The sequence below is a fragment of the Amycolatopsis sp. VC5-11 genome (assembly GCF_037034185.1).
Taxonomy (GTDB): Bacteria; Actinomycetota; Actinomycetes; order Mycobacteriales; family Pseudonocardiaceae; genus Amycolatopsis; species Amycolatopsis nivea.
On record NZ_JBAGKF010000023.1, the window covers coordinates 57053 to 82508 of the forward strand.

Below are 25456 nucleotides of genomic sequence, written 5' to 3' on the forward strand. Positions count from 1 at the left end.
GACACTCCGGCTGCCTGGCGCCCCGGCGAGCACGCGGAGCCGCCGCCTGCTCGCCTTGCGGCGCCGAGCACTGTCCACTAAGGATGATTAGCGTCGGCGACGCGATGCGCTCCATGGCACTACACGAGTCACGTTCCCTTCGGCTGTCAGGAGGATTTACATGACCGCGGCGACCATGACCCGCACCCGGCGCGACGACTACCGCCACTGCGCGGTGCTGTTCGAGGAGATCAGCCGCCTCGCCGAGGACACCGACGAGCACTCCCGGCTGCGCCGCCGCCTCATCGAGGAACACCTCCCGCTGGCCGAGCACATCGCCCGCCGCTTCGCCCGGCGCGGCCAGCCGTCCGAGGACCTCCTGCAGGTCGCGCGGATCGGCCTCATCAACGCCGTCGACCGCTACGACCCGGCGCGGCAGACGGATTTCGTCGCCTTCGCCGTCCCGACGGTGATGGGCGAGGTCCGCCGGTACTTCCGCGACCACACCTGGTCGGTCCGCGTCCCGCGGCGGCTCAAGGAACTCCACGTGACGATCGGCCAGGCCGCCACCGACCTGGGCCAGCGCCTCGGCCGCGCGCCCACCGCGCGCGAACTCGCCGACCATCTCGACCTCGATCTGGACGAGGTCACCGAAGCCCTGCACGCCGGGAACGCGTACCAGGCCGCGTCCATCGACTATCCGGCCCACGACGACAGCGGCTCGATCGCGCTGGCCGACACCCTCGGCGACGAGGATCCGGAAATCGAGAAGCTCGAGGACCGGGAAACGCTCAAGCCGCTGCTGCGGAGCCTGCCGGAACGGGAGCGCGCGATCGTCGTCATGCGGTTCTTCTCGAACATGACGCAGAGCCAGATCGCCGAACGGGTCGGACTGTCGCAGATGCAGGTTTCGCGGTTGCTGGCCCGGACGCTGGGCACGCTGCGGGAGCAGCTCACCGAGGCGGCCGGTCCGGCCTCGTGAGCGGCGGTGCCGGTGAGAAACCGGCACCGCCGCTCACGAGGCTCGCCGCTCAGGTGAACCGGGGAACCTCCTTGACTGGCGCGGAAATCCGCTCGTCGTCCTCGAACAGGTCGCTCTGCCGGATCGCCAGCGTGCAGACCACGCTCACCACCGTCGTCGCGGCGAGGTAGACCAGGATGCCGGTCGTGCCGGTCTTCCCGGCGAGATACGCCAGGATCAGCGGGGTCAGCCCCGAAGCCACGACGCCGGAAAGCTGGTACACCACCGAAATCCCGGTGCATCGCCGCGAAATCGGGAACAGTTCGGCATAGAACGCCGCCTGCGGGCCGTACATCACCGGGTAGCTGATGCCCAGCACCGCGATCAGCGAGAGCGTGATCAGCACCGGATTGCCGCTGTGCAGTGCCGCCAGTGCGGGGATCGCCAGCACGAGCGTCGTCACGGCTCCGGTGGTGAAGGTCCGGCGTCGGCCGAGCCGGTCGGACACCCGGCCGAACACCGGGATGAACACCACCATCACCGCGGCCGCGATCATCACGCCGACCAGCAGCGGCTGCCGGTCCAGCTTCAGCGTTCCGCTGCCGTAGGAGATCACGAAGACCGCCCACGCGTTGAACGCCACGCCCTCGGTGAAGCGGCTGCCCATGCCGAGCAGCAGATGCCGCCGGGAGAGCCGGTCGCGGACCAGTTCGACGGCGGGCACGGTCGCGGTGCCCTCCTCGGCCGCCATCGTGCGGAAGGCCGGGGTTTCCATCACCTTGACCCGGATCAGCAGGCCCGCCACCACCAGCACGGCGGACAGCAGGAAGCCGATTCGCCAGCCCCACAACAGGAACGCCTCGTCGCTGGTGACCGCGTTCAGCAGCGCCAGCACGCCGGTGCCCAGCGTGAGCCCGATGGCCAGCCCGATCTGCGGGAAACTGCCGTAGAGCCCGCGTTTCCCGGCCGGGGCGTACTCGGTGGCCATCAGCACCGCGCCGCCCCATTCGCCGCCGACCGCGACGCCCTGGGCCAGCCGGAGGACGACGAGGATGATCGGGGCGGCCGGGCCGATCATCCGGTAGTCGGGCAGCAGCCCGATGAGACAGGTCGCGGTGCCCATGATGAGCATGGTCGCGACGAGGATCTTCTTGCGCCCGACCCGGTCGCCGAGGTGGCCGAAGACGAATCCGCCGACCGGGCGGGCGAGGAAGCCGAGCGCGAAGGTCGCGAAGGCCAGCACGGTGCCGACCAGGGGATCGGAGCCGGGGAAATACAGTTTGTTGAAGACGAGTCCCGCGGCGGTGCCGTAGAGGAAGAAGTCGTACCACTCGACGGTCGTGCCGAACACGCTCGACGCGACCACCAGGCGGACGTCGGTGCTCTTTTCCGGAGTTGTCGCCATTGATAACTCCCGAGGGTCAGAGCGAACGGCGGAAGATGTCTTCGAGCGCGGCCCGGGTGACCGGACGGGGCACGACAGCCAGCTGACGGGTCTGCTTGAGGGTGCCGTCGACGAGGGTGTCGATGTCCTCGTCGCCGTATCCGAACGCGTGCAGTCCCTTCGGCATCTGGATGTCGGCCATCAGCTCGGCGAGCACGTGGGGGAGCGCGTCGGCGCCGTCGGTGGCGGTGAAGGTCTGGCCGCCGGACAGCAGGTGCGCGGCGTGCAGATGCCGTTCGGGCGCCGAGGGATAGGTCCAGCGGAAGACCTCGGCGGCGGTCGCGGACACGGCCTGGCCATGCGGGACCATCGGCATCTCCGGGTAGCCCTCGGCGCGGTACTGCTTCACCGCACCGGCGATCGGGTACGCGTTCGCGTGCGGCAGGTGCGTGCCGGCGTTGCCGAAACCGGTTCCGGCGTAGGTCGACGCGAGCGCCATCTGGGTGCGCGCGGTCAGGTCGCGTCCATTGAGGACAGCGGCGCGCAAATGCTTGCCCACCAACGTCAGCGCCATCTCGCACCAGACGTCGCTGATCGGGTTGGAGCCGCAGAACGCCGGCCGTTTCATCGGGTCTTCCGGCGCGGGCTTCGCGTCGAACGCGACGCTGGTGTAGCTCTCCAGCGCGTGCGAGAGGACGTCCATGCCGCTGGCCGCGGTGACCGCCGAGGGGAGGCTGATCGTCGTGCGCGGGTCGACGACCGCCAGCGACGGGCGCAGCGACGGGTGGCTCACCCCGGCCTTGAGGTGCAGGCCGAGCAGGTCGACGACGCAGATCGTGGTCGATTCGGACCCGGTGCCCGCGGTGGTCGGGACGGCGATCAGCGGCTTCAGCGGCAGCCACGGGGCCTTGCCCGCGCCGATCGGCGGGGTCACGAAGTCGAGCAGTTCGCCGGGGTGTGTGGTCAGCAGGTTGACGGCCTTGGCGGTGTCGATCGCCGAGCCGCCGCCGATCGCGACGAAGCAGTCCCATTCCTGCTGGCGGGCGTAGGCGACGGCCTCGACGATGCTCGCGTCGGTCGGTTCGACGCCGACGCCGTCGAAGATCTCGCTCTTCACGCCGGCCGCGCGGATCGAGTCGAGCGCCCGGTCCGGGATGCCGGTGGCGCGGACGCCGGGGTCGGTGAGGATCAGGCACGACCTGGCCTGCCGGGCGGCCACCTCCGCGCCCAGCTCGTCGAGGGCGCCGGCACCGAACTTCAGCGGGGGCGCGGCCCAGGTGAAGACGCTTTCGTTGCGGGGCATGTCGGTCAAGGAGACCACTCCTCACGTCGATGTTGACAACATGTGGAAGCTATATCCACTATGTGGCGAGCCTTCACGGTAGCCCGGCGACCGCGGCGCTGTGAACCCCCGATTTCCCAGGAGACGCCCATGCCGGCCCGAGCCCGTTCGCAATCGGCACTGCAGGAAGCACTCGCGCGGGCGGTGTCCGGCGAGGTCGCCGGCGACCCGGCCACGCTCGCCACCCACTCCACCGACGCGTCGAACTACCGGCACGTCCCGCTGCTCGTGGTGCGGCCGCGCAGCGCGGACGACGTGGTGGCGGCGCTGCGGGTGTGTGCGGACCACGGCGCGCCTGTCCTCCCGCGCGGCGCGGCGACCAGCATCGGCGGGCAGGCCGCGAACCGCGCGGTGATCCTGGATTTCACCCGGCACCTCAACCGCGTGCTGGACCTCGACCCCGCCGCCCGCACCGCGCACGTCGAACCCGGTCTCGTGCTGGACCGGCTGCGCGAACGGGCCGCCGGGCACGGGCTCACCTTCGGACCGGACCCGTCGACGCACAGCCGGTGCACGATCGGCGGCATGATCGGCAACAACGCCTGCGGGTCGCATTCGGTGGCCTGGGGCAAGACGGTCGACAACGTCCGCGCGCTGGAAATCGCCCTCCTCGACGGAACTCGGCTCGAGGTCGGTCCCACTTCACCGGCGGAGCTGGCGGAACTCTGCGCCCGCTCGGATTCGGTCGGCGCGCTCTACCGCGGCTTGCGGGACCTGCGCGACGAGTACCTGGCCGACATCCGGCTCGGCTACCCGAAACTGCCGCGGCGCGTGTCCGGGTACAACCTCGAATACCTGTTGCCGGAGAACGGTTTCGACGTCGCGAAGGCCCTCGTCGGCTCCGAGGGCACCTGCGTGACGATGCTGAGCGCGGTCGTCGACCTGGCCCCGATCCCGGCGACGCGTGCCCTCGCCGTGCTGGGTTTCGAGAACAGCATCGCCGCCGCCGACGCGGTCCCGTCGTTGCTCGACCTGCCAGTGCTGACGATGGAAGGCATCGAGGCAGGTCTGGTCGCCGCTCTCGACGCCCGGAAACCCGGCGACCGCAGCACCCTGCCGGACGGAACGGCGTGGCTGTACCTGGAAACCGGCGGTGACGACGCGGCGGAGGCGCTGGCCGTCGCCCGCCAGGTCGCCGCGCGCGCCCCGCAGGTCGGCGCTTCGTCGCTGGTCGTGGAGGATCCTGTTGCCCAGCGGAAACTCTGGCGGATCCGGGAAGAAGGCGCCGGTCTCGCGACGCGGCTGGCGGACGGCTCCGAGGCGTGGTCGGGCTGGGAGGACTCCGCGGTCCCGCCGGACCGGCTCGGCGCGTACCTGCGCGAATTCGACCTGCTGCTGGACAAGCACGGCCGGAAAGGCGTGGTCTACGGCCATTTCGGCGACGGTTGTCTGCACGTGCGGATCGATTTCCCGATGGCCGCCCCGGAAGCGAAGGAAGCGTATCGGTCGTTCATGGTCGAGGCCGCGGAACTCGTGGTATCCCACGGTGGCTCGCTGTCCGGCGAACACGGCGACGGCCAAGCGCGGGCGGAACTCCTGCCGCTGATGTTCTCGCCGCGGCTGATGCAGGCGTTCGCCGACTTCAAAGCCGCTTTCGACCCCGCGAACGGCATGAACCCCGGCCGCGTCGTCGATCCCGCGCCGCTGGACGCCGATTTGCGCACGGTCATCGCCCCGCCGATCCTGCCGACCCGGGCCCGGCTCGCCCTGCACGCCGACGACGGCGACCTGGCCGCGGCGTCCCGGCGATGCGTGGGCGTGGGCAAATGCGTCTCCGCGTCCGGCGGGATGATGTGCCCGAGCTACCGCGCCACCGGCAAGGAAGAGCACTCGACCCGCGGCCGGGCGCGTCTGCTGTTCGAAATGCTGGCCGGAGACGTCATCGAGGACGGCTGGCGCTCACCCGAAGTCCGCGACGCGCTCGACCTCTGCCTCGGCTGCAAGGCGTGCAAATCCGACTGCCCGGTCGGCGTCGACATGGCCTCCTACCGGACCGAATTCCTCAGCCGTCACTACGAGCGACGGATCCGCCCGATGTCGCACTACACGATGGGCGCGCTGCCGCGATGGCTCCGGCTGGGCGCCCCGTTCGCCCGCGCGATCAACGCCGTCGCCGGCGGCCCGCTCCGGCCGGTTCTGAACCGCCTGGGCGGGATCGCCGCCGAACGCGCATTGCCGGAGCTCGCGTCGCCGACGTTCGCTTCGTGGTTCCGCCACCGGGAACGGGTGACGTCCTCGTCGAAAGTCGTGCTGTGGCCGGACACCTTCACGAACTTCTTCGACCCCCAGGTCGGCCGGGACGCGGTCGCCGTGCTGGAAGCCCTTGGCCACGAGGTGGTCATCCCGGAGCGGACCGTCTGTTGTGGACTGACCTGGCACAGCACCGGCCAGCTGAGCGCCGCGCGCCGGGTCTTGCGCCGGTCTCTCGATGCGCTGGATCCGTGGCTGCAACAGGGAATTCCGGTGATCGGCCTGGAGCCGAGCTGCACCGCGACCCTGCGGGAGGACGGCTCGGAGCTGCTGCCGGAGGACCCGCGGACGGCCTTGCTGAAGCGCAGCGTCCGGACGTTCGCGGAGCATGTCGGGGAGAGCGAGCTTCCAGCGTTGACGAAGTCCGCGGCGCCGGTGCTCACGCAGGTGCATTGTCACCAACATGCGGACCTCGGCTACGACGCCGATTCGCAGCTGCTCGGGCGGTTGTCCGAGCATTCGCAAGTGCTGCACGAGGGTTGTTGCGGGTTGGCAGGGAATTTCGGGTTCCAGCGGGGGCATTACGACGTTTCCGTCGCGGTCGCGGAGCACCAGCTGATGCCTGCTCTGCGCGCGGCGCCGGAGGGCACGGTGGTGCATGCGGACGGGTTCAGCTGCCGGACGCAGATTCGGCAGTTGTCCGAGCATCAGCCTGCGCATCTTGCTTCGCTGACGGCGCGGGCCCTCGGAGTCAGTAGCGAGTGAGCCGGTCCGGCGGCAGGAACGGCGCGATTTCCTTGGCCGCCTCGATCGCAAGGGCGCCGAGCTCGGGGATCCGGTCCTCGGGCAGCCGGACAGTCGGCACTTGAATGACTATCGATGGGGCGCAGTCCGGCGGGGACGAAGGTACGTGAGGGGAACCCTGAGGGAATCAGATTCCCTGAGGGTTCCCCTCACGTACGCCTGGCGACGTCAGTAGCGAGTGAGCCGGTCCGGCGGCAGGAATGGCGCGATTTCCTTCGCCGCCTCGATCGCAAGAGCGCCCAGTTCGGGAATCCGATCCTCGGGCAGCCGGACAGTCGGCACCTGAATCACCACCGCAGCCCGGGCCAGACCGCGGTCGTCCAGGACTCCCGCGCCGACGCAGCGCACTCCGGCGACGTTTTCCTCGTTGTCGATGCTGTACCCGCGATCGCGCGTCTCGGTCAGCTCCACGGCGAGGGCGTCGCGGGTGGCGAGGGTGTGCGGCGTCAGCGCGGGCAGCTGCTCCGGGAGGCTCGCGAGGTAGGACTCCGCGTCGAGGGAATGGGCGAGCATCGCCTTGCCGGAAGCCGTGGCGTACAACGGGAAACGCGCGCCGGGGTGCTGCTCGAACCGCAGCGGGAGCGTCGACTGCGCGCGCAGCAGCACCACCGATTCGTGGCCCTCGCGGATCGTGATGTTGACCGATTCTCCGGTGTCGGCGTTGATCCGCTGGATGACCGGCAGCGCGAGCTGGAGCCCGTGCACCCGCTGGGCGGCCTGGCCGAGCAGGATCGAGCCGGGGCCGAGGTGGTAGCTGTCGGTGCGGGGGTTGTGCGCGACGAGCCCGTCGGCGCTCAGCGCGCCCACTACCCGGTGCGTCGTGCCCGGCGTGAGGTCCAGTTTGCGGGCGATCGCGGACAGCGTGAGTTCCCCGTCCTCGTCCATGAGGAGCCGCAGGATGCCGAGCGCCCGGCGGATGGCCTGCGTTCCGGCTGGCGGCTGTGCTCCGGTCTGGTTCACCTGGGTTCCGTGGTTCTCGCGCTGTCGGGTGAGGCCAGGTTAACGCGTGCCGCGTCCGGTCCGCTCAGCCGATCTCCAGTACCGCCTTTCCGCGCAACCTCCGGCCGACCAGCGCCTGCACCGCCTCCGCGTACCGGTCCCACGGCCCGCGCCAGCTGATGTCCGGGTCGAGCCGTCCGGCGGCGGTTTCGGCGGCCAGCCAGGTCAGGTCGGCGGAGAAGCCGGCCGCGGGATCGGCCAGCAGGAAGAACGTGCGGATCGACCGGTCGTGCCGCCCCTCGGTGCCCAAGAAGGCCTCCGGCGGCAGCACCGCGTCCGCCTCGGCTGAGCGGCCCACGTTGATCAGCGTGCCGCCCGCCTCCAACGCGGCGAAGGCGGCCACGAGATCCGGCCCGCCGACGTTGTCCAGCACCGCGAACACCGGCCGGTCGACATCGGCGACCGACGTGCGCACCTCGGCCGCACCCAGCGCGAGCAGGCCTTTCTCTTGAGCGGGATCCCGGCTGATCGCTACGACCTCCGCCCCGGCGCGGGCGGCGAGCTGCACCGCGTACCGGCCCACTCCGCCGGACGCGCCGGTGATCAGCACCCGCCGTCCGAGGATCGGGCCCATCCGGCGCAGCACGTGCAGAGCGCTCAGCGCGGCGACCGGAAGAGTGCTGATCGCGCCCAGGTCAGCGCCATCCGGAACGGTGCCGACCAGGTTCGTCGGCACCGCGCGCAGTTCGGCCCAGCCCGCGGTGCCGAGGGTGACGACCGGCGTCCCGGCGGCCGGGCCGGAACCGTCGGCGGCCGCCTGGACGACGACGCCCGCCGCGTCCCAGCCGATCACGGTGCCGTTCGGGGCGGACGGATCGGCGGCGTCCTTGACCTCGCCGAAGTTGAGCGACGCCGCGGCGACCCGGACCAGCGCCTCGCCGGGCGCGGGGACCGGGTCGGCGACCTCGGCGAGGGACAAATGCGCGGGCGCGGTGTGGTCGACAACGAGTGCACGCACGGTCGGGAACCCCCCTGGAAGTCAATGTGCCACAGTGTGGCATTTGCTTCTGTATAGCATATGCGCCCGCGGTGCGTGCTGGGTAAACTGCCGCGGATGACCGACCCCGGACCGCTCACGCTGCGCGAGCGCAAGAAGCAGCGCACCCGCCAAGCGCTGGTGGAAACCGCGATCGCGATCTTCAGCGAACGCGGATTCGACGCCACCCCGCTCGACGCGCTGCTCGACGAGGTCGAGGTGTCGCGCCGGACGTTCTTCCGCAATTTCCGCTCGAAGGAGGACGTCGCGCTCGCCGCGGTCAAGGAGCTCTGGAGCGCCTACCTCGAGGTCCTGGACGAGACCGCCAAGTCCGGCCCGCTCGCCGACGTCTTCCGCGACGCGATGCTCGCGACCCTCGGCCGGATGGACGAGAACTGGTACCAGCGGTTCCCCGCGACGCTCCGGCTGATCGACGAATCCCCGGCGCTGAACGGGCACACCCTGCGGCACTGCGCGGAAACCGAGGCTGAGATCGTGCGCAGGCTCGGGGATTCCAGCCTCGAACTGCGGCTGCTCGTCGAGTTCTGCGTCGCGGCTTGGCGGTGCGCGCTGGACGAATGGCTGCCCGACTGCGCGCCGGGCGAACTCCCCGCGCACGTGCGGCGCGCTTTCGCGGCCATGGACGGCAGTGTGCGGCTGCGGGCGTGACCGGCCCGTATCATCGGATTCGTACGGTCCGCTAATGATGGGCAGGGGAAACGATGTCAGGTCCGCTGGTGCCGGGCGGGATCGGGGAGCACACGAGCTGTCTGCTGGTCAAACTCGGCCAGGTCGTGTTCCGGCTCGCCGAGGACCGGCTGCACGGGCTGGGCCTGCGGGTGCGGCACTACAGCGTCCTCCAGGCGCTGGCCGACAACGGCCCGATGTCGCAGCTGTCGCTGGGCGCGTACCTGCGCATCGACCCGGCGACCATGGTCAGCAGCCTGGACGACCTCGAGACCCTCGGGCTCGCCGCCCGCGCCCGAGACCCCGAAGACCGGCGGCGCTACGTCGTCGACCTCAGCGACGCGGGGCGGAAGACGCTGGGCAAGGCGAACGAGCTGCTGGTCGACCTCGACCAGCACGTGCTCAGCGACCTTCCGCAGCGTTCCCACGATTCGCTGCACAAGCTGCTGGCGAGGATGAACGAGGGCGAGACGCTGCCCGGGGAGTTCGACCGGATGCGGGATCAGGCCGGGTCGACGAAGATGTCCAGTGCCAGTTCGCCTTCGCCGCGCTGATAGCCGGAGAGGTCGGTCACGCCTTCGGCGGCGAGCACTTCGTCGTCGATGAACAGATTCCCCGTGCATTCGCGCGACGGTCGGGTGAGGATCGCGTACGCAGCATCGGCGATGATCTCCGGCGTGCGCGCTTGGCTTGCGCCGCCGATGATGTTGCGCACCGCTGCGGTGTCGATGAGGGTGCGCGGCCACAGTGAATTCGCGGCGATTCCGTCCGCTTTCAGTTCCTCCGCGAGGCCCACGGTGCACAGGCTCATGCCGTACTTGGAGAGCGTGTAGCCCAGGTGCGCGCCGATCCACGCGGGGGAGAGGTTCAGCGGCGGCGAAAGCGTCAGGATGTGCGGATTCGCGGCCTTGCGCAGGTGCGGGATCGCCGCCTTGCTGAGCAGGAACGTGCCTCGCGTGTTGATGTCCTGCATGAGGTCGTAGCGCTTCATCGAGAGGTCTTCGGTGCCGGACCGGTCGAGCGCGCTGGCGTTGTTCACGACGATGTCGATGCCGCCGAACTGCGTCGCCGCCGCTTCGGCCGCGGAGAGCACGTCGTCCTCGGAGCGCACGTCCCCGACGATCGGCAGCGCCTGCCCGCCGGCGGTTTCGATCTCCTTCGCGGCGGTGTAGACGGTGCCTTCCAGCTTCGGATGCGGTTCGGCGGTTTTGGCCAGCAGAACGACATTCGCCCCGTCCCGCGCCGCGCGGGTCGCGATGGCCAGGCCGATGCCGCGGCTGCCGCCGGACATGAGGACGGTCTTTCCGGCTAGAGTCATGAGCGCAACATACCATTAGCGGTACATATGATTGAAGACCCGAATCGTCACGAGGCTCGCCGCAGCAGCCGGATCACTGCCTTCTCGATCCGCTCCCGCAGCTCCTCCTCCGCGAGCCCGTCCGCATCGGCCTTGCGCACCGCGCGGTGGATCGTGCTGTGCCGCTCGAATTCCCGCAGCACGCGCGGGTCGACGTACGAGCGCCGGGCGACGGCAGGCGTGTTGCCCAGTTCCTCCGCGACCTCCTTCATCGCTGCGGTCTCGGCCCTCGCCTGGCCGCGCTGGGACGTCGGTTCCTCCCGCGCGGCGAGGGAGACCGCAGCGAGCACCGTTGCGTGCCAGGTCCGCAGGTCCTTCACCGTGAACTCCTTGCCGGCGAGTTCCTTGAACCGTTCGTTGACGTCGCTGGCGTGCAGTTCGTGCCAGCCGTCGTCGGCGCGGTACACGAACAGGCGCGTGGTGCCGGTGCGACAGCGGCGGAGCGACTTGAGGACGGCGGCGAGTTCGCCGTCGCGCATGCTCAGCGACCGGACCAGGCCGCTTTTGGCGGGATAGCAGAAGGTCAGCTCGTCGCCGCTGATTTTCACGTGTTCGCGCAGCAGCGTGGTCGCGCCGTGGGAACCGTTGGTTTCGGCGTACTCCTCGCCGCCGCTGCGGAAGACGCCCCGGTCGATCATCCGCAGCGCGGCGGCCGAGACTCGCCGACGGTCGAGGTGGCGCCGGCGCAGATCCTCCTGGATGGCGGCGCGGACGTTCGGCAGTTCCGCGGCCAGGGCGAGCACCCGGTCGTGCTTCTCCTCGTCGCGCGCTCGACGCCATTCAGGGTGGTAGAGGTACTGGCGGCGGCCCGCGTCGTCGGTTCCGACCGCCTGGATGTGCCCGGTCGGATGGGGGCAGATCCACACTCGCCGCCACGCGGGCGGGATCACGAGATCGTGGATGCGCTCGAGCACCTCGGAGTCGGTCACCGGGGAGCCGTCCGGCGCGAGGTACCGGAAGCCGCGGCCGCGTCGCTGCCGCTTGATGCCTGGCGAGGACAGCTCGCTCCGCCGTAACCGCATGCTCGCGGTTGCCCGCGGCGGCGGGCTTCAAACCGGATTCCGGACGCGCGACCGGCAGTCGAGGTTTGCCCGGTCCCGCACCGGTTATCCGGATATCTCCGCGCCGGACCCGGTGCGGGGGATTCAGGGAGGGCTCCGGTCATGAGTACTGCCGTCGCGCAGCGCACTCCGCGCCAGCTCGTCGCCGCCGGTGTGGGGGCGGTGTTCCTGCTCGTGGGCATCCTCGGGTTCATCCCGGGCGTCACCACGCATTACGACCAGCTGGCGGGTGCCGGGCACCATTCGGGCGCATTGCTGCTCGGGCTGTTCAGCGTCTCGATCCTGCACAACGTCGTGCACCTGGCCTTCGGCGTCGCGGGGCTGGCGCTGGCCCGCACGCCGGCCGGGGCGAAGAACTTCCTCGTCGTCGGCGGGGTGGTCTACCTGGCGTTGTGGGTGTACGGGCTGGTGATCGACCACGGCAGCCCGGCCAACTTCATCCCGGTCAACACCGCCGACAACTGGCTGCACCTCGGCCTGGCGGTGGCGATGATCGTGCTCGGCGTCCTCCCGATGGGCACCCGGAGGAGCCTCTGATGACCACCACCGCAGATCAGTCCTTGTGGCTCGCGACCGCGTCGGCGACCGGCCGGTCGTCCTTGCGCGGGCGGGAACGCGCCGAGGTCGCCGTCATCGGCGGCGGCATCGCCGGGATGACCACCGCGTTGTTGCTCGCCCGGCGAGGCGTGAACGTGGCCGTCCTCGAATCGGGGCGCATCGCGGAGGGGGCCAGCGGCAACAACACCGCGAAGGTCACCGCGTTGCAGTCCACTGTGTACTCGACGCTCCTCAGCGAGCACGACGCGGCCACCGCGACGGCCTACGCCGAGGCGGCGCTGGCCGGGGTCGAACTGGTCGCGGAGCTGGCCGAACCCATTGACTGCGGCCTGCGCAGGCTGCCCGCCGCGACGTTCGCGATGGACGCCGACGAGGTGGACACCGTGCGAGCGGAGTACGAGGCCGCGACGCAGGCGGGTCTTCCGGTCGAATGGACGACCGCGCTCGATCTGCCGGTCCCGGTGCACGGCGCGGTGCGGCTGCCCGGGCAACTCGCGCTCCATCCGGCCGACTACGTGCGCGGGCTCGCCGATGCGGTCGAGGCCGAGGGCGGCCGCGTCTTCGAGAACAGTCGCGTCCGGCAGGTCAGCGCCGCACCGCCGTACCGCATCACGACCGAGGACGGTGCGCTCGACGCCGAAAACGTGGTCGTCGCAACGCATTACCCGATCCTCGACCGCGGGCTGTTCTTCCCGCGGCTGGAGGTCCAACGGTCGTATTGCGTCGCCGCGACACTGAAATCCGGCAGGCCGCCGCAGGAGCTGGCGATCAGCGCCGGGAGTCCATTGTGGTCTTTCGCCTCCTACGAGAACCGGCTGATCCTCGGCGGACAAGGACATCCGGCTGGCGACCCGGTCGACTTCGCGCGCTACACCGAGCTGGGCGAATTCGCGGCGCGCCACTTCGACGTCGACGAGGTCACGCACCGGTGGTCCGCGCAGGACCCGAAGGCCTACGACACCATCCCGATCGCCGGGCCGTACTTCCCGGGCGCCCGGAAGCTGTGGGTCGAAACGGGTTTCGGAAAATGGGGCCTGGCGATGGGGACCGCGGCGGCGACCGTGGTAGCCGACGGGATCACCGGATCGGCCAATCCGCATCGGGACCTCTTTTCCCCGCAACGGATTTCGCTGAAGTCGGCGTCGAAGCTGATGCAGCAGAACGCGAAGGTGGCGAAGGACTTCGTCGGCGACCGGCTCGCGCAAGCCGACGCGAAAAGCACCGACGACATCGCCGTGGACCAGGCGAAAGTGCTGGCGGACGGACACGGTCGCAAAGGCGTTTACCGCGACCGGGAAGGAACATTGCACGCGGTTTCCATGCGCTGCACGCATCTCGGCTGTTTCGTGCGGTTCAATGCCGCCGAGCGCAGCTGGGACTGCCCGTGCCACGGTTCGCGATTCGACGTCGACGGCACCGTTCTCGAAGGGCCAGCCACCGCGCCGCTGCCCCGCCGAAATCCCTGAAAAGACCCCGGAATGCCGAGTGTAGGACGGATGATCGCGGGCATTCCTGCCGGACTCGCCGGGCGCGCCGCCCGGCTCGAATCCCCGGGAGAGGACGCTGATGTTCCGACACACCAAGCTGCTGCAGTTCGAGGCGAAGCCCGAGAAGCCGGATCCGGTCTACGCGCACAAGCTCCAGGAGCTGATCGGCGGCGCGTACGGCGAGATGACGGTGACCATGCAGTACCTGTTCCAGGGCTGGAACTGCCGCATCGAGGGCAAGTACAAGGACCTGATCATGGACACCGCGACCGAGGAGATCGGGCACGTCGAAATGCTCGCCACGATGGTCGCGCGGCTGCTGGAGGGCGCGCCGGCCACCGCGACCGCGGAAGCGGTGAAGGACCCGGTGATGGCCGCGGTGATCGGCGGGATGGACCCGCAGCAGGCGATCGTGGCCGGCGGCGGCGCGCTGCCCGCCGACTCGAACGGCACGCCGTGGAACGGCAAGTACATCGTCGCGTCCGGCAATCTTCTCGCCGACTTCCGCGCCAACGCGGCGGCCGAGGCGCAGGGCAGGCTGCAGACCGCGCGGCTGTACCGGATGACCGACGACCCCGGCGTGAAGGCGATGCTGCAGTTCAATCTCGCGCGCGACACCGTGCACCAGAAGCAATGGCTGGCCGCGATCGAGGAACTCAAGGCCGACGGCCTGGAAAGCGACATCGCGCCGACCGCGTTGTTCGACGAGGAAAACCAGGACCACAACAACACGGTGTGGCATCTGTCCGACGGCCCGGACGGCGCGAAGGCGGGCTGGAGCTTCGGCGGGGAAGGCATCGAGTACCTCACCGACCCGAAACCGCTCGGCGGCCCCGGCACGGCGCCGAAGCCGGACCCCGCGCTGTACGGGACGTACTCGCCGACGCAGAACGCGGTGGGTTCGCTGAAGGGGAAGGCCAAAGAGGCGAAGAACAAGGCTAAGTGACAGGTGCGCAGGGACCCCGGGCCGGTGGCGTCCGGGGTTCTTGCCGGTCAGACGCCGTATCCGCCGTCGACGTCGAGCTTCTGCCCGCTGATGAACCCGGCGCGGTCCGACGCCAGGAAGCACACCGCTTCCGCGACGTCCTGCGCGTTGCCGAAGGTCCGCAACGGGATGGCGCGCCGGGCCGCTTCGAGCGCACGGTCGTCGAGGTTGCCGTTGGCCATCAGGTCCGCGGCCATCCCGTCCGTCAGCATTCCGGGCCCGACGCAATTGACCCGGACGCCGAACCGGCCTTCCTCGGCCGCGAGTGCCCGGGCGGTCGCTTCCACCGCGCCCTTGGGTCCGGCGGAAAGACCGTCGCGGACTGGGTAACGCTTGGTCGCGGCTGTGGTGACCGCGACGATCGAACCTTTGCTGGCACGCAGGGCGGGCAATGCCGGATGGACGAGGTTGAAGAACGCGGCGGCTTCCGCGGTGAGATGCCTGCCGAAATCGGCAGGGTCTACTGTGGACAGATGCTGCTGCGGCACGAGCGGTCCGGCGGCGTGGACGAGGGTGTGGATCGCTCCGAAACGCTCGATGTACGCCTTGGTCTGCCGGGCATCGGTGAGGTCCAGGGGATCCGCGGTCGCTTCGAGTTCGGTGGCTAGCCGCTTGGCTGCTTCGTGATCGCTGCGATAGGTGAAGGCGACCGCGGAGCCGCGCGCGGCGAGGGTCCGGCAGATCGCGGAGCCCAGCCCTCCGGTGCCGCCGGTCACGACCGCGACGCCCGGCTTGCCGTGGAAATCCTTCAAGGGCAGCCTTCTTCCGTCAGCGCAAAGCAAGCGCTTGGTAAGAGCTTACGGTCCCGCGCGGTGCCGGTCAAACGGCGAAATCAGGTGTTCGCTGAGCCGACGCATGCCCTCCGCGGCCGCTTCCGGCGAAGGTACCTTCGCGCGACTGAGTGCTCCGAGCCGAAGGAAGTGGAACGTGCCCGATCAACTCGTCGACCTGCGGGACAAAGTCGTGTTCGTCACCGGTGCCGCGCAAGGCCAGGGTGCCGAGCACGCCCGGACCACCGCGCGGCTGGGCGCCCGCGTCGTCCTGGCGGACCTGGACGAAAGCGCCGTCGCCGCGGTCGCGGACGGAATCGACGGCGAGACGCTCGCCGTCGGATTGGACGTGCGCAGCAAGGAAAACTGGGCCGCTGCGATGGAACGCACCCGCGCCGAATTCGGCCGGGTCGATGTCCTCGTCAACAATGCCGGTTTCTACCGCAAGGCCCCGTTGGAGAGCTTCGAGGAGGACCACCTGACGCATACCTTGGGGGTCAATTTGATCGGCCCGGTCCTCGGGATGCAGGCCGTGCTGCCGTTGATGCGCGAACGCGGCGGTTCGATCGTCAACGTCGCCTCGACCGCGGCGCTGACCGGTTTCGCGGGCGGTCTGGGATACGGCGCGTCGAAATGGGGGCTGCGCGGCGCGAGCAAATCCGCGGCGAAGGAACTCGGCGAGTTCGGCATCCGGGTCAACTGCGTCTGCCCCGGCGCGATCGACACGCAGATGATCTCCGAAACGACCCGCGCGGGCGGCGGCGCGGTGGCGGGGCAGCCGATCCGCCGTCCCGGCACGACGGGTGAGGTGGCGGCGTTGGTGGCGTTTCTGGCCAGTGACGCGAGCAGTTATTGCACGGGGCAGGATTTCGTGATCGACGGCGGCCAAACCGCTTGACGCACCGGCTGGGTCGGCTTTCCGTGGCGGGGCAGCCGATCCGCCGCCACGGCATGATCGGCGAGGTGGCGGCGCTGGTGGCATTCCTGCGGGGCAGGATTTCGTGATCGACGGCGGCCAAACTGCCTGATGCACCGGCTGATCGGCCCTCCGCGGCGAAGGGCCGATCAGCCGGAAGCAGACCCGCCGTTGGCCAGCTGCAACTCGACGCCCGAGGGCGGCAAGTCCGGCACCGCCCGCGGTCGCAGCGTGGGCACGCCGTTGGCGACTCGCCATACCGTCGCCGCGGCATTGCGCACCTCGGTGATCGTGGCGACCAGATCGAGCGCTCGCGTCGGCCCGCACACCGACAGCGCGAAGTGCCCGTCGTCGTCCATGGTCGTGATGGGCGCGGCCACCACGGTCACGCCGTGATGGGTGCCCTGCGCGTCCACGGCCACGCCGCCGCGGTCGCGGACCCGGGCGAGGTCGCGCATGAGCTGGCTGCGGGTCTGGATGGAGTACTGGGTCGGTGCGTAGCCGAAATGCAGCTCGGGCCACTGGTCGGGCGAGAGAGTGGCGAGCAGCGCCCGGCCCGGGGCGGTGAGCGTGACCGGCTGCCGGGCGCCCGCGCTCCACTGCCCGGAGGCGGACGGCCACGAGCCGATCCGTTCGAGGTGCATGATCTCCGCGCCGACCAGCATGCTGAGGTACACCGTCAGCCCGCTGCGGCGATGCAGCTCAGCCATCACCGCGACGGCGGCGCGGGGGACAGTGCGCCGGCGGGTGAACTGCGAGCCGAGTTCGAACATGCGCACCCCGAGCGTGTAGGTGAACTCCTTGCGCTCCACCCAGCCGAGCTCGACCAGCCGCTGCAGGATCCGGTGCGCCGAAGACCGCGGCACGTGCGAGCGGCGGGCGAGTTCGGCCAGAGTCAGCGGCCGTTCGCCCACGAAGGACTCCAGCAGCGACGCGACGCGGTCGATCATCGCCGCGGGGGCTTCCTCGATGTGCGCCATTGCAACACCACCTCCAGACTGCGTATGTCAGATTGAGACTACCTGTCAGAATCTGACACCTTGGAGTGTAGGCACACCGGAGCTCGGCTGTAAACCGCCTCCGGACAGCAAGATGCGCCGTGCCCGAGGAATCCGGACACGGCGCATCTGTGCGGTCATACGGTCTGGACGATCCGCAGCCGCCCGGCGGCGACCTCGGCGTCGAGGGACTCCTTGAGCCGCGAACACCCCGCCAGTGCGGGACCCGGCATCGGCGACGTGCCGAGTTCCGCGCAAGCCTCGATCGCGGCGGCGTTCCATTGCAGGCTCGTCTGGTGCACCGTGCTCTTGCGCACCAGCAGCCGCGCCTCGCAGTGTTGGCAGTGCAGCGGCTGCATCGGCATGTCGTCGAGCCGGTTGTCGGTCCTCGGTTCGCTCACGGCGCGGTCTCCGTCGGCTTGGCCTGGCGGGCGATGTTGGCGGCCACCTCGTCGTGCCACGCCTGGGTCGGCCGGGTGAGGTCGAGTTCGTACTCGAAGCGGTCGACCATCTCCGGGCGGATGTCGGCGACGTCGACGTAGAACTGCTCGTACCAGCGGCGCAGCTGGTACACCGGCCCGTCCTCCTCGCACAGCAGCGGGTTGTCGATCCGGGCCTTGTTCTTCCAGATCTCGACGTCCTGCTCGAAGCCGACCTTGATGTAGTCGCCGAGCGCGATCGCCGAGCGCATCGCGGCGTCCTCGGGCAGCGTGGCCGATTTCTTGACGATGATCCCGTACTGCAGCACGAACGAATCCGCCGTGATCGGGTAGTGGCAGTTCAGCAGAACCGTGTGGTGGTCGCCGAATTCGTAGTGATAAGTCAGGTCGTCGATCATGAACGACGGGCCGTAATACGACGCGACGGAGGTGCTGCCGAGCATTTTCGGCTGTCCTTCGGGCGCGGGGTAGTCGTCGCGGGAGTCTCCGTTCATGTACTGGGTCGCGACGTGGCCCTCGAAGACGTTCTTGAAGTACGTCGGCAGCGATCCGTGCACGTAAAAGAAATGCGCCATGTCGACGACGTTGTCGATGATCTCGCGGCAGTTGGTGTTGACGACGGTCGTGTACCAGTGCCAGTCGGTCCACTCGTCGCTTTCCGCGCCCTCGATGCGGGGGATGGCGACCTCGTCGGTCGGCTTCGTGCCTTCCGGGTCGTTCCAGACGAACAGCAGACCATCCTGCTCCAAGGTCGTCCACGCCTGCGTGCGCGCGAGCATCGGGACCCGTTTGCTGTACGGGATCTGCTTGCACCGGCCGTCGCCGCCCCAGCGCCAGTCGTGGAACGGGCAGGCGATCTCGTCGCCCTTGACCTCGCCCTGGGACAGGTCGCCGCCGAGGTGCCGACAGTAGGAATCGAGGATATTGATCTTACCGTTCGCCCCGCGGAACACCACGAGTTTCGTGCCGAAGGCGTGCACGGTATGCGGTTTCCCGTCGGCGAAATCGCGGACGAGACCGAGGCAATGCCAGCCGCGGGCGAAGCGGGCGGGGGCGGAATCCGCTTCGATCCGGCGGATCTCGTCCTGGTGCAGAGAAGTCATCGCGCTCTCCTGGGAAGGGTTGGTGGGGAGCTGTCGGTCCGGTGCGTTCCGGTTCTAACAAGCGCCGGGGCCATGAACCCGGTCACAGTTCACTGACTGGAACGCCGCTGGTGCACTACGTCGGCCGGGCTCCAGATCGCGCGCATGCTCGTGATCCGGCCGCGCTCGTCGAACGTCATGACGTCGATCGGCTCGATCGCGCTCACGAACTCCTCGGTCGTGGTGATCACGCGCAGGTGGAAGGCGGCGGTGTCGCCGGCGGCCCGGACGGTCAGCAGCTCGGCGGTGAGGGCGAGGCCTTCGAGTTCGCTGTAGAACGCGGCGATGGCTTCCCGGCCCTTGCGGACGGCGCTGCCCGCGGGGTCCTCGACGGTGGCGTCCTCGGCGTAAAGGGCGGCGATCCGCGCCGGGTCGCCTGCTTCGAGCCTGCGCGCGTACTCCGCGACGGTGCGGGTGATCTTGTCGGTGGTCAGCATGCGGGGGATGCAAGCACACCCGGGGCCGGGAGCGAGCCCGAGCAACCGCTTGGTGGGAAGCTGTGCCGCATTATGTCGCTGACCTGGGCGGAAGCGCCTGCCGCACAAGATCTTTCGCGACTCGTCTCCCAGTCAGCGAAACGACCGGGATCCGGCGGGCGGGCGCGGCCGTACCGTGCGCAGGCCCCGTCCGGCGGGGCGAGGGACGACGACCAGGAGGGTGGATGTCCGCCGAAACGAGTACCGGCCGCGGGAAACGGGTCCGGGTGACCGCCGTCGTGGAGGAGACCGCCGACGCGCGCTCGTTCGTCGTGGAGCCGGCCGGCGACCCCGCGTTCGGCTACCGCGCCGGGCAGTTCCTGACCGTGCGGGTCCCGGACGCCGGAACGGGTTCCGCCCGCTGCTACTCGCTGTCGAGTTCGCCGCACTGCGACGAGGCGATGAAGTTCACCGTCAAACGGGTGCGGGGCGGGCACGGGTCCAACTGGCTGTGCGACACCGTCACCGCGGGCGCTGAGCTGGACGTGCTCCCGCCGGCGGGGACCTTCACGCCCGCCTCCCTGGACCAGTCCGTGGTGCTGCTCGCGGGCGGCAGCGGGATCACGCCGGTGATCGCCATCGCGAAGTCGATTCTGTTCGGCGGCAGCGGGGACGTCGTGCTGCTCTACGCGAACCGCGACGAAGCGTCGGTGATCTTCGCCGCCGAACTGGCCGCCCTCGAGAGCAAGTTTCCCGATCGCTTCACGGTGATACACCTGCTGGAATCACTACAGGGCTATCCCAGCCGGAACCTGCTGACAGTCTTGCTGCATCCGTTCGCCGACCGCGACCTCTATCTCTGCGGTCCGGAGCCGCTCATGGATGTGGCCGCGGAGGTCGCCGCGAGCGTCGGAATGGCCGGGGTGCACTCCGAACGCTTTCTTTCCCTGCACCAAGATCCGTTCGCGCCGGCGGAATCCGGGACCGGCGAGGTCGCGTGCACCGTGCGGGTTTCGCTCGACGGCGAGGACCACGTCGTCCCATGGAAAGCCGGGGCGAAACTCCTCGACGCGCTGCTGGCCGCGGGCGTCGACGCGCCGTACTCGTGCCGCGAAGGCGCCTGCAGCGCGTGCGTGTGCTCGCTGACGGAAGGCAAGGTGAACTTGGCGCGCAACGAGATTCTCACCGAGGACGATCTCGCCGAGGGTTACGTCCTGGCGTGCCAGGCCGAACCGGTCAGCGACGAGATCGCGATCGAGTACTGAAACCGCTGTTCCACTCATCAGGAGACCGGGCCCGATCCGGTTTCCCGGTTGGCAAGCTCGACCCACACACAAGGAGCCGTCATGCCGCATGCAGCAATCGACAACATCGAGGCGATCGCCGAGGAACTCCGGGCCGGCGCCGACGAAGGCGAGTCGCTCGGCCGGTTGCCGGACGACATGGCGAAGCGGCTCAAGCAAGCGGGCATCATCCGCTTGCTGCAGCGCAAGAAGTACAACGGTTACGAGGCGCACCCGCGCGAGTTCGCCGAAACCGTCATGAAGACCGCGAGCATCTACGGGTCGGCCGGCTGGGTGGGCGGCATCGTCGGCGTGCACCCGTGGCAGCTCGCCTTCGCCGATCCGAAGGTGCAGGAAGAGATCCTGGGCGAGGACACCGACACCTGGCAGGCGTCGCCGTACATGCCCGCCGGGGTCGCGGTTCCGGCTGATGGCGGCTTCGTGCTGAACGGCCGCTGGCAGTTCTCGTCGGGCACCGACCACTGCGACTGGATCTTCCTCGGCGCGCTGCTCGGCGGCAAGGACGGCCAGCCGCTGATGCCGCCGCACAGCATGCACGTGATCCTGCCGCGTTCGGACTACGAGATCATCGACGGTTCCTGGGACGTCGTCGGCCTGCGCGGCACCGGCAGCAAGGACATCGTGGTCAAGGACGCGTTCGTGCCGGCGTACCGGGTGATGGACGCGGACAAGGTCATCGACGGCTCGGCGGCGAGGGAGTACGGCGTCACCGAGACGCTGTACAAGATGCCGTGGTCGACGATCTTCCCGCTCGGCATCACCTCGGCGACCATCGGCATCTGCGAAGGCGTGCTGGCCGCCGGGATCGACTACCAGCGCAACCGCGTCGGCGCGACCGGCACCCTCGTCAAGGACGACCCGTACGTGCTGCACGCGCTCAGCGATTCGGCCGCGGAGATCGACGCCGCGCGTCAGCAGCTGCTGTCCAATGTGGACCGCGTGTGGGACAAGGTCGACCGCGGCGAGGAGATCGACTTCGCCACCCGTGCCCGGATCCGCCGGGACCAGGCCCGCGCGGCGTGGCGGGCGGTGCGCGCCGCGGACGAGATCTTCGACCGCGCCGGCGGCAACGCGTTGCGGATGGACAACCCGTTGCAGCGCTTCTGGCGCGACGCGCACGCCGGTCTGCACCACGCCATCCACGTCACGAGCACCACTTACCACGCCGCCGCGCTGGCGTCGCTGAACGTCGAAGTCCCGCAGGGCCCGCTGCGCGTGATGATCTGAGAAAGGACACCCACGATGAGCGAAATCAAGGGACTCGGCTACGTCCGGGTCATCGCCACCGACCTCGAACGCTGGCGCGAACTCGGCTTCGACGTGCTCGGTTTCGCGCCGGGCTTCGGCGACGAGAAGGACGCGCTGCACTTCCGGATGGACGAGCGGCCGTCCCGGATCACCGTCGAGCACGGCGACGCCGACCGCGTGACGGCGGTCGGCTGGGAGGTGCGGGACGCCCCGGCGTTGCGCCGGCTCCGCGAGACCCTCGAAAAGGCCGGGGTGGACTGCACGCCGATGTCGCAGGAACTCGCGGACCGGCGCAAGGTCGAGGCCGGGTTCTCCGCCGAGGACCCGGGCGGCACGCCGCTCGAGTTCTTCCACGGGCCGGTCCTCGAACACAGCCCGGTGCTCACCAAGTACGCCCACAAGTTCGTCACCGGCGCGCAGGGCCTCGGGCACGTGGTCATGCCGACCACCAGCTTCGACGAGTCCTTCGAGTTCTACACCGAAACGCTCGGCTTCCTGTCCCGCGGCGCGTTCCGGATGCCCGGCCCGCCGGAAGCCGGCCCGCTGCGGATCCGGTTCCTCGGGATCAACCGGCGCCACCACAGCCTGGCGATCATGCCGAGCCTGGAGGGCCGCGACCCGGGCCTGATCCACGTCATGGTCGAGGTCGATTCGCTCGACGCGGTCGGCCGCGCCTACGACCAGGTCTTGGCGCGCGATTTCCCGGTGTCCTCGACGCTGGGGCGGCACACCAACGACAAGATGATCTCGTTCTACGTCCGCGTCCCCGGCGGCTGGGACATCGAATACGGCTACGGCGGCCAGCTCGTCGACGAAAGCTATTACACCGCCGAGGAAATCACCGCGGACAGCTACTGGGGCCACGAATGGCTCTGGATGAAGGAAATGAAGGAAGCCGCCGCGCGCGGAGAAGCCTGAGCCGACTGCCGCACCTAGGGGAACCAACGTGGAAAACTGTTTCGACGCAGTCGTCGTCGGGGCCGGGATCGCCGGTCTTTACGCGGTGCACAAACTCCGCGCGCACGGCATGCGGGTGCGGGGCTTCGAGAGCGCGGCCGGGGTGGGCGGCACCTGGTACCACAACCGGTACCCCGGTGCGCGGTGCGACGTCGAAAGCATCGACTATTCCTACTCGTTCGACGAGGAACTGCAGCAGGACTGGACGTGGAGCGAACGGTTCGCGACCCAGGAAGAGATCCTGCGGTATCTCGACCACGTCGCGGACCGGCACGACCTGCGTCCCGCGTACGAGTTCTCGACCCGGGTGACGGCGGCGGAGTACGACGAACGGTCCGGGCGGTGGACGGTCAGCACCGACACCGCCCGGACCGTCAGCGCGCGGTTCCTCGTGCTGGCCACCGGTGTCCTGTCCGCGACGAACCTGCCGGAGATTCCCGGACGGGACAGTTTCGCGGGCGAGCTGTACCACACCGGCGCCTGGCCGCGGCACGCCGTGGACTTCGCGGGCAAGCGGGTCGGCGTGATCGGGACCGGGTCGTCCGGGATCCAGGCGATTCCGGTCGTCGCCGAAACCGCCGCGCGGGTCACGGTTTTCCAGCGCAGCCCCAACTATTCGATTCCCGCGCGGAACCACCCGCTCACCCCGGAGTACGTCGCGGAAATCAAAGCCGGCTACCCCGAACGGCGGCGGCTGTCGCGGATCAGCGGCGGCGGCACGCCGAACAGCCCGCACCCGCGCGGCGCGCTCGAGGTCGATGCCGCCGAACGGACCCGGATCTACGACCAGTGGTGGGAGCGCGGGGGATACCTGTTCGCCAAGGCTTTTCCCGACCAGACCACGAATCTCGCCGCCAACGACACCGCCCGCGAGTACGTCGAGGCGAAGATCCGCGAACTCGTGCACGATCCGGAGATCGCCGAGCAGCTCATCCCGGACGACCATCCGATCGGCACGAAACGCATCGTCACCGACAGCGGCTATTTCGAGGCGTACAACCGGGACAACGTCAAGCTGGTCAACCTCCGGCGTACGCCGATCAGCGAGATCACGCCCGACGGAGTACGCACGTCGGACGCTCTCCACGAACTCGACCTGCTGATCTTCGCCACCGGCTTCGACGCCATGACGGGTTCGCTGTCCCGGATCGACATCCGCGGCCGGAACGGGCGCACGCTGCGCGACGCGTGGTCGGCGGGCCCGCGCACCTACCTCGGGCTGACGGTCGCCGGATTCCCCAACATGTTCGTCGTTTCCGGGCCCGGCAGCCCGAGCGTCCTGGCGAACATGGTGCTGACCGCGGAACAACACGTGGACTGGATCGCGTCCTGTGTGGACTATCTCGACGAAAACCGGGTGTCGACCATCGAGGCGACCGAAGAAGCTGTCGCACACTGGGTGGTCGAGTGCAACGCCAACGCGGCGGCGACGTTGTTCCCGGCCGCCAACTCCTGGTACCTCGGCGCGAACATCCCCGGCAAGCCCCGGGTGTTCATGCCCTACATCGGCGGGCTCGGCAAGTACCGCTCGATCTGCGACGACGTCGCGGCCGCCGGGTATCGCGGGTTCGTGCTGGACGATCCCGCGGGCGCCGAGGTGAAGGCGATGCTGGCCGGGCTGGCCGATTTCCCGGACGTGACCCAGCACGAGCCCGCCGAACTGCGGGCGATCATCCGGTCCCGGCGGGCGCCGCTGACCCACCAGCCCGCGATGCGGATCGCGGAGGACCGCGTGATCGAAGGCCCCGGCGGAGACCTGCCGCTGCGGATCTACGCGCCAGAGCACGATGGGCCGCTTCCGGTGGTTGTCTTCGCGCACGGCGGCGGATTCGTGTTCTGCGACCTCGACAGCCACGACGAGTTCTGCCGCTCGATGGCCGCCGCGGTGGGTGCCGTCGTGATCGCGGTCGACTATCGGCTGGCCCCGGAGCATCCCGGACCCGCGGCGATGGAGGACCTGTACGCGGCCGTGGTCTGGGCAGCTGAACACGCCCTTGAATACGGGGGAGACCCAGCCCGGATCGGCGTGGCCGGCGACAGCGCCGGGGGCAACCTGGCCGCCACGGTGTGCCTCGCTGCCCGCGACCGCGGCGGCCCGCGCATCGCCGGGCAAGTCCTGCTGTACCCGGTGATCGACGACGATTTCACCACCGAGTCCTATAGCCGGTACGGCGAGGGTGACTACAACACCGAGAGCGCCATGCGGTGGTACTGGGCGCAATACGCGCCGGACGGAACCGACAGCCCCTACCTGGTGCCCACCCGGGCAGAGTCGCTGGCAGACCTTCCGCCCGCCGTGGTCGCGACCGCCGAACTGGACCCGCTCTGCAGCTCCGGGGACGACTACGCGCAGCGCCTGCGGGAGGCCGGGACAGCAGTCACCGCGCACCGGTTCGAGGGACTGTTCCACGGTTTCCTGACGATCCCGGCGCTGTCCCTGACCGAACCCGCGCGCGAGAAGCTCTGGCAGATGATGCGGGACCTCCTGGCCTAGG

General features: G+C 69.4%; 23 protein-coding genes. 12 read left to right on the plus strand and 11 right to left on the minus strand.

Translation table 11 applies throughout. The features are described 5' to 3' along the window. The first annotated feature begins 160 nt into the window (after window positions 1-160). Window positions 161-961, plus strand: coding sequence for a SigB/SigF/SigG family RNA polymerase sigma factor (locus WA670_RS40085; protein WP_037810723.1), 801 nt, complete (start codon window positions 161-163; stop codon window positions 959-961). Window positions 962-1010: 49 nt separating this feature from the next. Here the strand turns inward: WA670_RS40085 and WA670_RS40090 are convergent, their stop codons facing one another. After that, window positions 1011-2345 (minus strand): MFS transporter, encoded by a 1335-nt coding sequence (locus WA670_RS40090; protein WP_238605586.1) that lies wholly within the window; start codon window positions 2343-2345, stop codon window positions 1011-1013. Between the two features lie 16 nt (window positions 2346-2361). Continuing rightward, entirely contained in the window at window positions 2362-3627 is a 1266-nt protein-coding gene (locus tag WA670_RS40095) for a hydroxyacid-oxoacid transhydrogenase (RefSeq protein WP_336161379.1), read from the minus strand. Window positions 3628-3756: 129 nt separating this feature from the next. On the opposite strand from WA670_RS40095, the gene WA670_RS40100 reads away from it, so the two are divergent. Further along, window positions 3757-6621, plus strand: coding sequence for an FAD-binding and (Fe-S)-binding domain-containing protein (locus WA670_RS40100; RefSeq protein WP_336161312.1), 2865 nt, complete (start codon window positions 3757-3759; stop codon window positions 6619-6621). Window positions 6622-6828: 207 nt separating this feature from the next. On the opposite strand, the gene WA670_RS40105 is transcribed toward WA670_RS40100, so the two are convergent. Next, a complete protein-coding gene (locus WA670_RS40105; protein WP_051728781.1) occupies window positions 6829-7620 on the minus strand; it encodes an IclR family transcriptional regulator in 792 nt (263 codons plus the stop codon). Window positions 7621-7684: 64 nt separating this feature from the next. After that, window positions 7685-8617: a zinc-binding dehydrogenase gene (locus WA670_RS40110; RefSeq protein ID WP_336161313.1), complete on the minus strand. Its 933-nt coding sequence runs from the start codon at window positions 8615-8617 to the stop codon at window positions 7685-7687. Window positions 8618-8713: 96 nt separating this feature from the next. Here WA670_RS40110 and WA670_RS40115 point away from each other — a divergent pair, with 96 nt between their 5' ends. Both WA670_RS40115 and WA670_RS40120 read left to right on the plus strand, forming a co-directional pair. After that, window positions 8714-9304 carry a TetR/AcrR family transcriptional regulator gene (locus WA670_RS40115; protein WP_238605589.1) on the plus strand — a complete coding sequence of 197 codons (591 nt, stop codon included), beginning with the start codon at window positions 8714-8716 and terminating at the stop codon, window positions 9302-9304. Between the two features lie 53 nt (window positions 9305-9357). Then, window positions 9358-9876, plus strand: a complete 519-nt coding sequence (locus tag WA670_RS40120; RefSeq protein WP_238605590.1) for a MarR family winged helix-turn-helix transcriptional regulator — start codon at window positions 9358-9360, stop codon at window positions 9874-9876. On the opposite strand, the gene WA670_RS40125 is transcribed toward WA670_RS40120, so the two are convergent. Then, window positions 9825-10640 carry an SDR family oxidoreductase gene (locus WA670_RS40125; protein ID WP_336161314.1) on the minus strand — a complete coding sequence of 272 codons (816 nt, stop codon included), beginning with the start codon at window positions 10638-10640 and terminating at the stop codon, window positions 9825-9827. The two genes, WA670_RS40120 and WA670_RS40125, sit on opposite strands and share 52 nt — an antisense overlap. Window positions 10641-10687: 47 nt before the next feature. Next, window positions 10688-11701 carry a DNA topoisomerase IB gene (locus WA670_RS40130; protein ID WP_336161316.1) on the minus strand — a complete coding sequence of 338 codons (1014 nt, stop codon included), beginning with the start codon at window positions 11699-11701 and terminating at the stop codon, window positions 10688-10690. Window positions 11702-11842: 141 nt separating this feature from the next. Between WA670_RS40130 and WA670_RS40135 the strand changes: the two genes are divergently transcribed. The 3 genes from WA670_RS40135 to WA670_RS40145 all read left to right on the plus strand — a co-directional run bounded on the left by WA670_RS40135 (window position 11843) and on the right by WA670_RS40145 (window position 14731). Then, window positions 11843-12277 carry a DUF4383 domain-containing protein gene (locus tag WA670_RS40135; protein WP_134669227.1) on the plus strand — a complete coding sequence of 145 codons (435 nt, stop codon included), beginning with the start codon at window positions 11843-11845 and terminating at the stop codon, window positions 12275-12277. Further along, window positions 12277-13764: an FAD-dependent oxidoreductase gene (locus tag WA670_RS40140; protein ID WP_336161318.1), complete on the plus strand. Its 1488-nt coding sequence runs from the start codon at window positions 12277-12279 to the stop codon at window positions 13762-13764. The genes WA670_RS40135 and WA670_RS40140 overlap by 1 nt, the downstream gene beginning before the upstream one ends. A 100-nt stretch (window positions 13765-13864) precedes the next feature. Further along, window positions 13865-14731, plus strand: coding sequence for a manganese catalase family protein (locus WA670_RS40145; protein ID WP_037810738.1), 867 nt, complete (start codon window positions 13865-13867; stop codon window positions 14729-14731). A gap of 47 nt (window positions 14732-14778) precedes the next feature. Here the strand turns inward: WA670_RS40145 and WA670_RS40150 are convergent, their stop codons facing one another. After that, the gene (locus WA670_RS40150; protein ID WP_336161322.1) at window positions 14779-15522 is read right to left on the minus strand and encodes an SDR family NAD(P)-dependent oxidoreductase; all 744 of its coding nucleotides are present in this window, start codon (window positions 15520-15522) and stop codon (window positions 14779-14781) included. A 175-nt stretch (window positions 15523-15697) separates the two neighbouring features. On the opposite strand from WA670_RS40150, the gene WA670_RS40155 reads away from it, so the two are divergent. Continuing rightward, a complete protein-coding gene (locus tag WA670_RS40155; protein ID WP_238605596.1) occupies window positions 15698-16438 on the plus strand; it encodes an SDR family NAD(P)-dependent oxidoreductase in 741 nt (246 codons plus the stop codon). A gap of 167 nt (window positions 16439-16605) precedes the next feature. Here WA670_RS40155 and WA670_RS40160 read toward each other — a convergent pair whose 3' ends face one another. The 4 genes from WA670_RS40160 to WA670_RS40175 all read right to left on the minus strand — a co-directional run bounded on the left by WA670_RS40160 (window position 16606) and on the right by WA670_RS40175 (window position 19473). Next, the gene (locus tag WA670_RS40160; protein ID WP_336161325.1) at window positions 16606-17436 is read right to left on the minus strand and encodes an IclR family transcriptional regulator; all 831 of its coding nucleotides are present in this window, start codon (window positions 17434-17436) and stop codon (window positions 16606-16608) included. 155 nt (window positions 17437-17591) lie between these two features. Beyond that, window positions 17592-17855 carry a ferredoxin gene (locus tag WA670_RS40165; protein ID WP_238605598.1) on the minus strand — a complete coding sequence of 88 codons (264 nt, stop codon included), beginning with the start codon at window positions 17853-17855 and terminating at the stop codon, window positions 17592-17594. Continuing rightward, on the minus strand, window positions 17852-18997 hold the full coding sequence (locus WA670_RS40170) for a Rieske 2Fe-2S domain-containing protein (protein ID WP_037810750.1): 1146 nt from the start codon (window positions 18995-18997) through the stop codon (window positions 17852-17854). Before WA670_RS40170 ends, WA670_RS40165 begins: the two co-directional genes overlap by 4 nt. Window positions 18998-19086: 89 nt before the next feature. Continuing rightward, window positions 19087-19473 carry a nuclear transport factor 2 family protein gene (locus tag WA670_RS40175; protein ID WP_037810752.1) on the minus strand — a complete coding sequence of 129 codons (387 nt, stop codon included), beginning with the start codon at window positions 19471-19473 and terminating at the stop codon, window positions 19087-19089. Between the two features lie 224 nt (window positions 19474-19697). On the opposite strand from WA670_RS40175, the gene WA670_RS40180 reads away from it, so the two are divergent. From WA670_RS40180 to WA670_RS40195, 4 genes are all read left to right on the plus strand, one after another. Next, complete coding sequence (locus WA670_RS40180) at window positions 19698-20717, plus strand: 2Fe-2S iron-sulfur cluster-binding protein (RefSeq protein WP_336161329.1); 1020 nt, start codon at window positions 19698-19700, stop codon at window positions 20715-20717. An 81-nt stretch (window positions 20718-20798) separates the two neighbouring features. Next, on the plus strand, window positions 20799-21983 hold the full coding sequence (locus tag WA670_RS40185; protein WP_336161330.1) for an acyl-CoA dehydrogenase family protein: 1185 nt from the start codon (window positions 20799-20801) through the stop codon (window positions 21981-21983). A 15-nt stretch (window positions 21984-21998) separates the two neighbouring features. After that, window positions 21999-22922, plus strand: coding sequence for a VOC family protein (locus WA670_RS40190; protein WP_336161332.1), 924 nt, complete (start codon window positions 21999-22001; stop codon window positions 22920-22922). A 28-nt stretch (window positions 22923-22950) separates the two neighbouring features. Next, the gene (locus WA670_RS40195; RefSeq protein ID WP_167754121.1) at window positions 22951-25455 is read left to right on the plus strand and encodes a flavin-containing monooxygenase; all 2505 of its coding nucleotides are present in this window, start codon (window positions 22951-22953) and stop codon (window positions 25453-25455) included. Window position 25456: the final 1 nt, after the last annotated feature.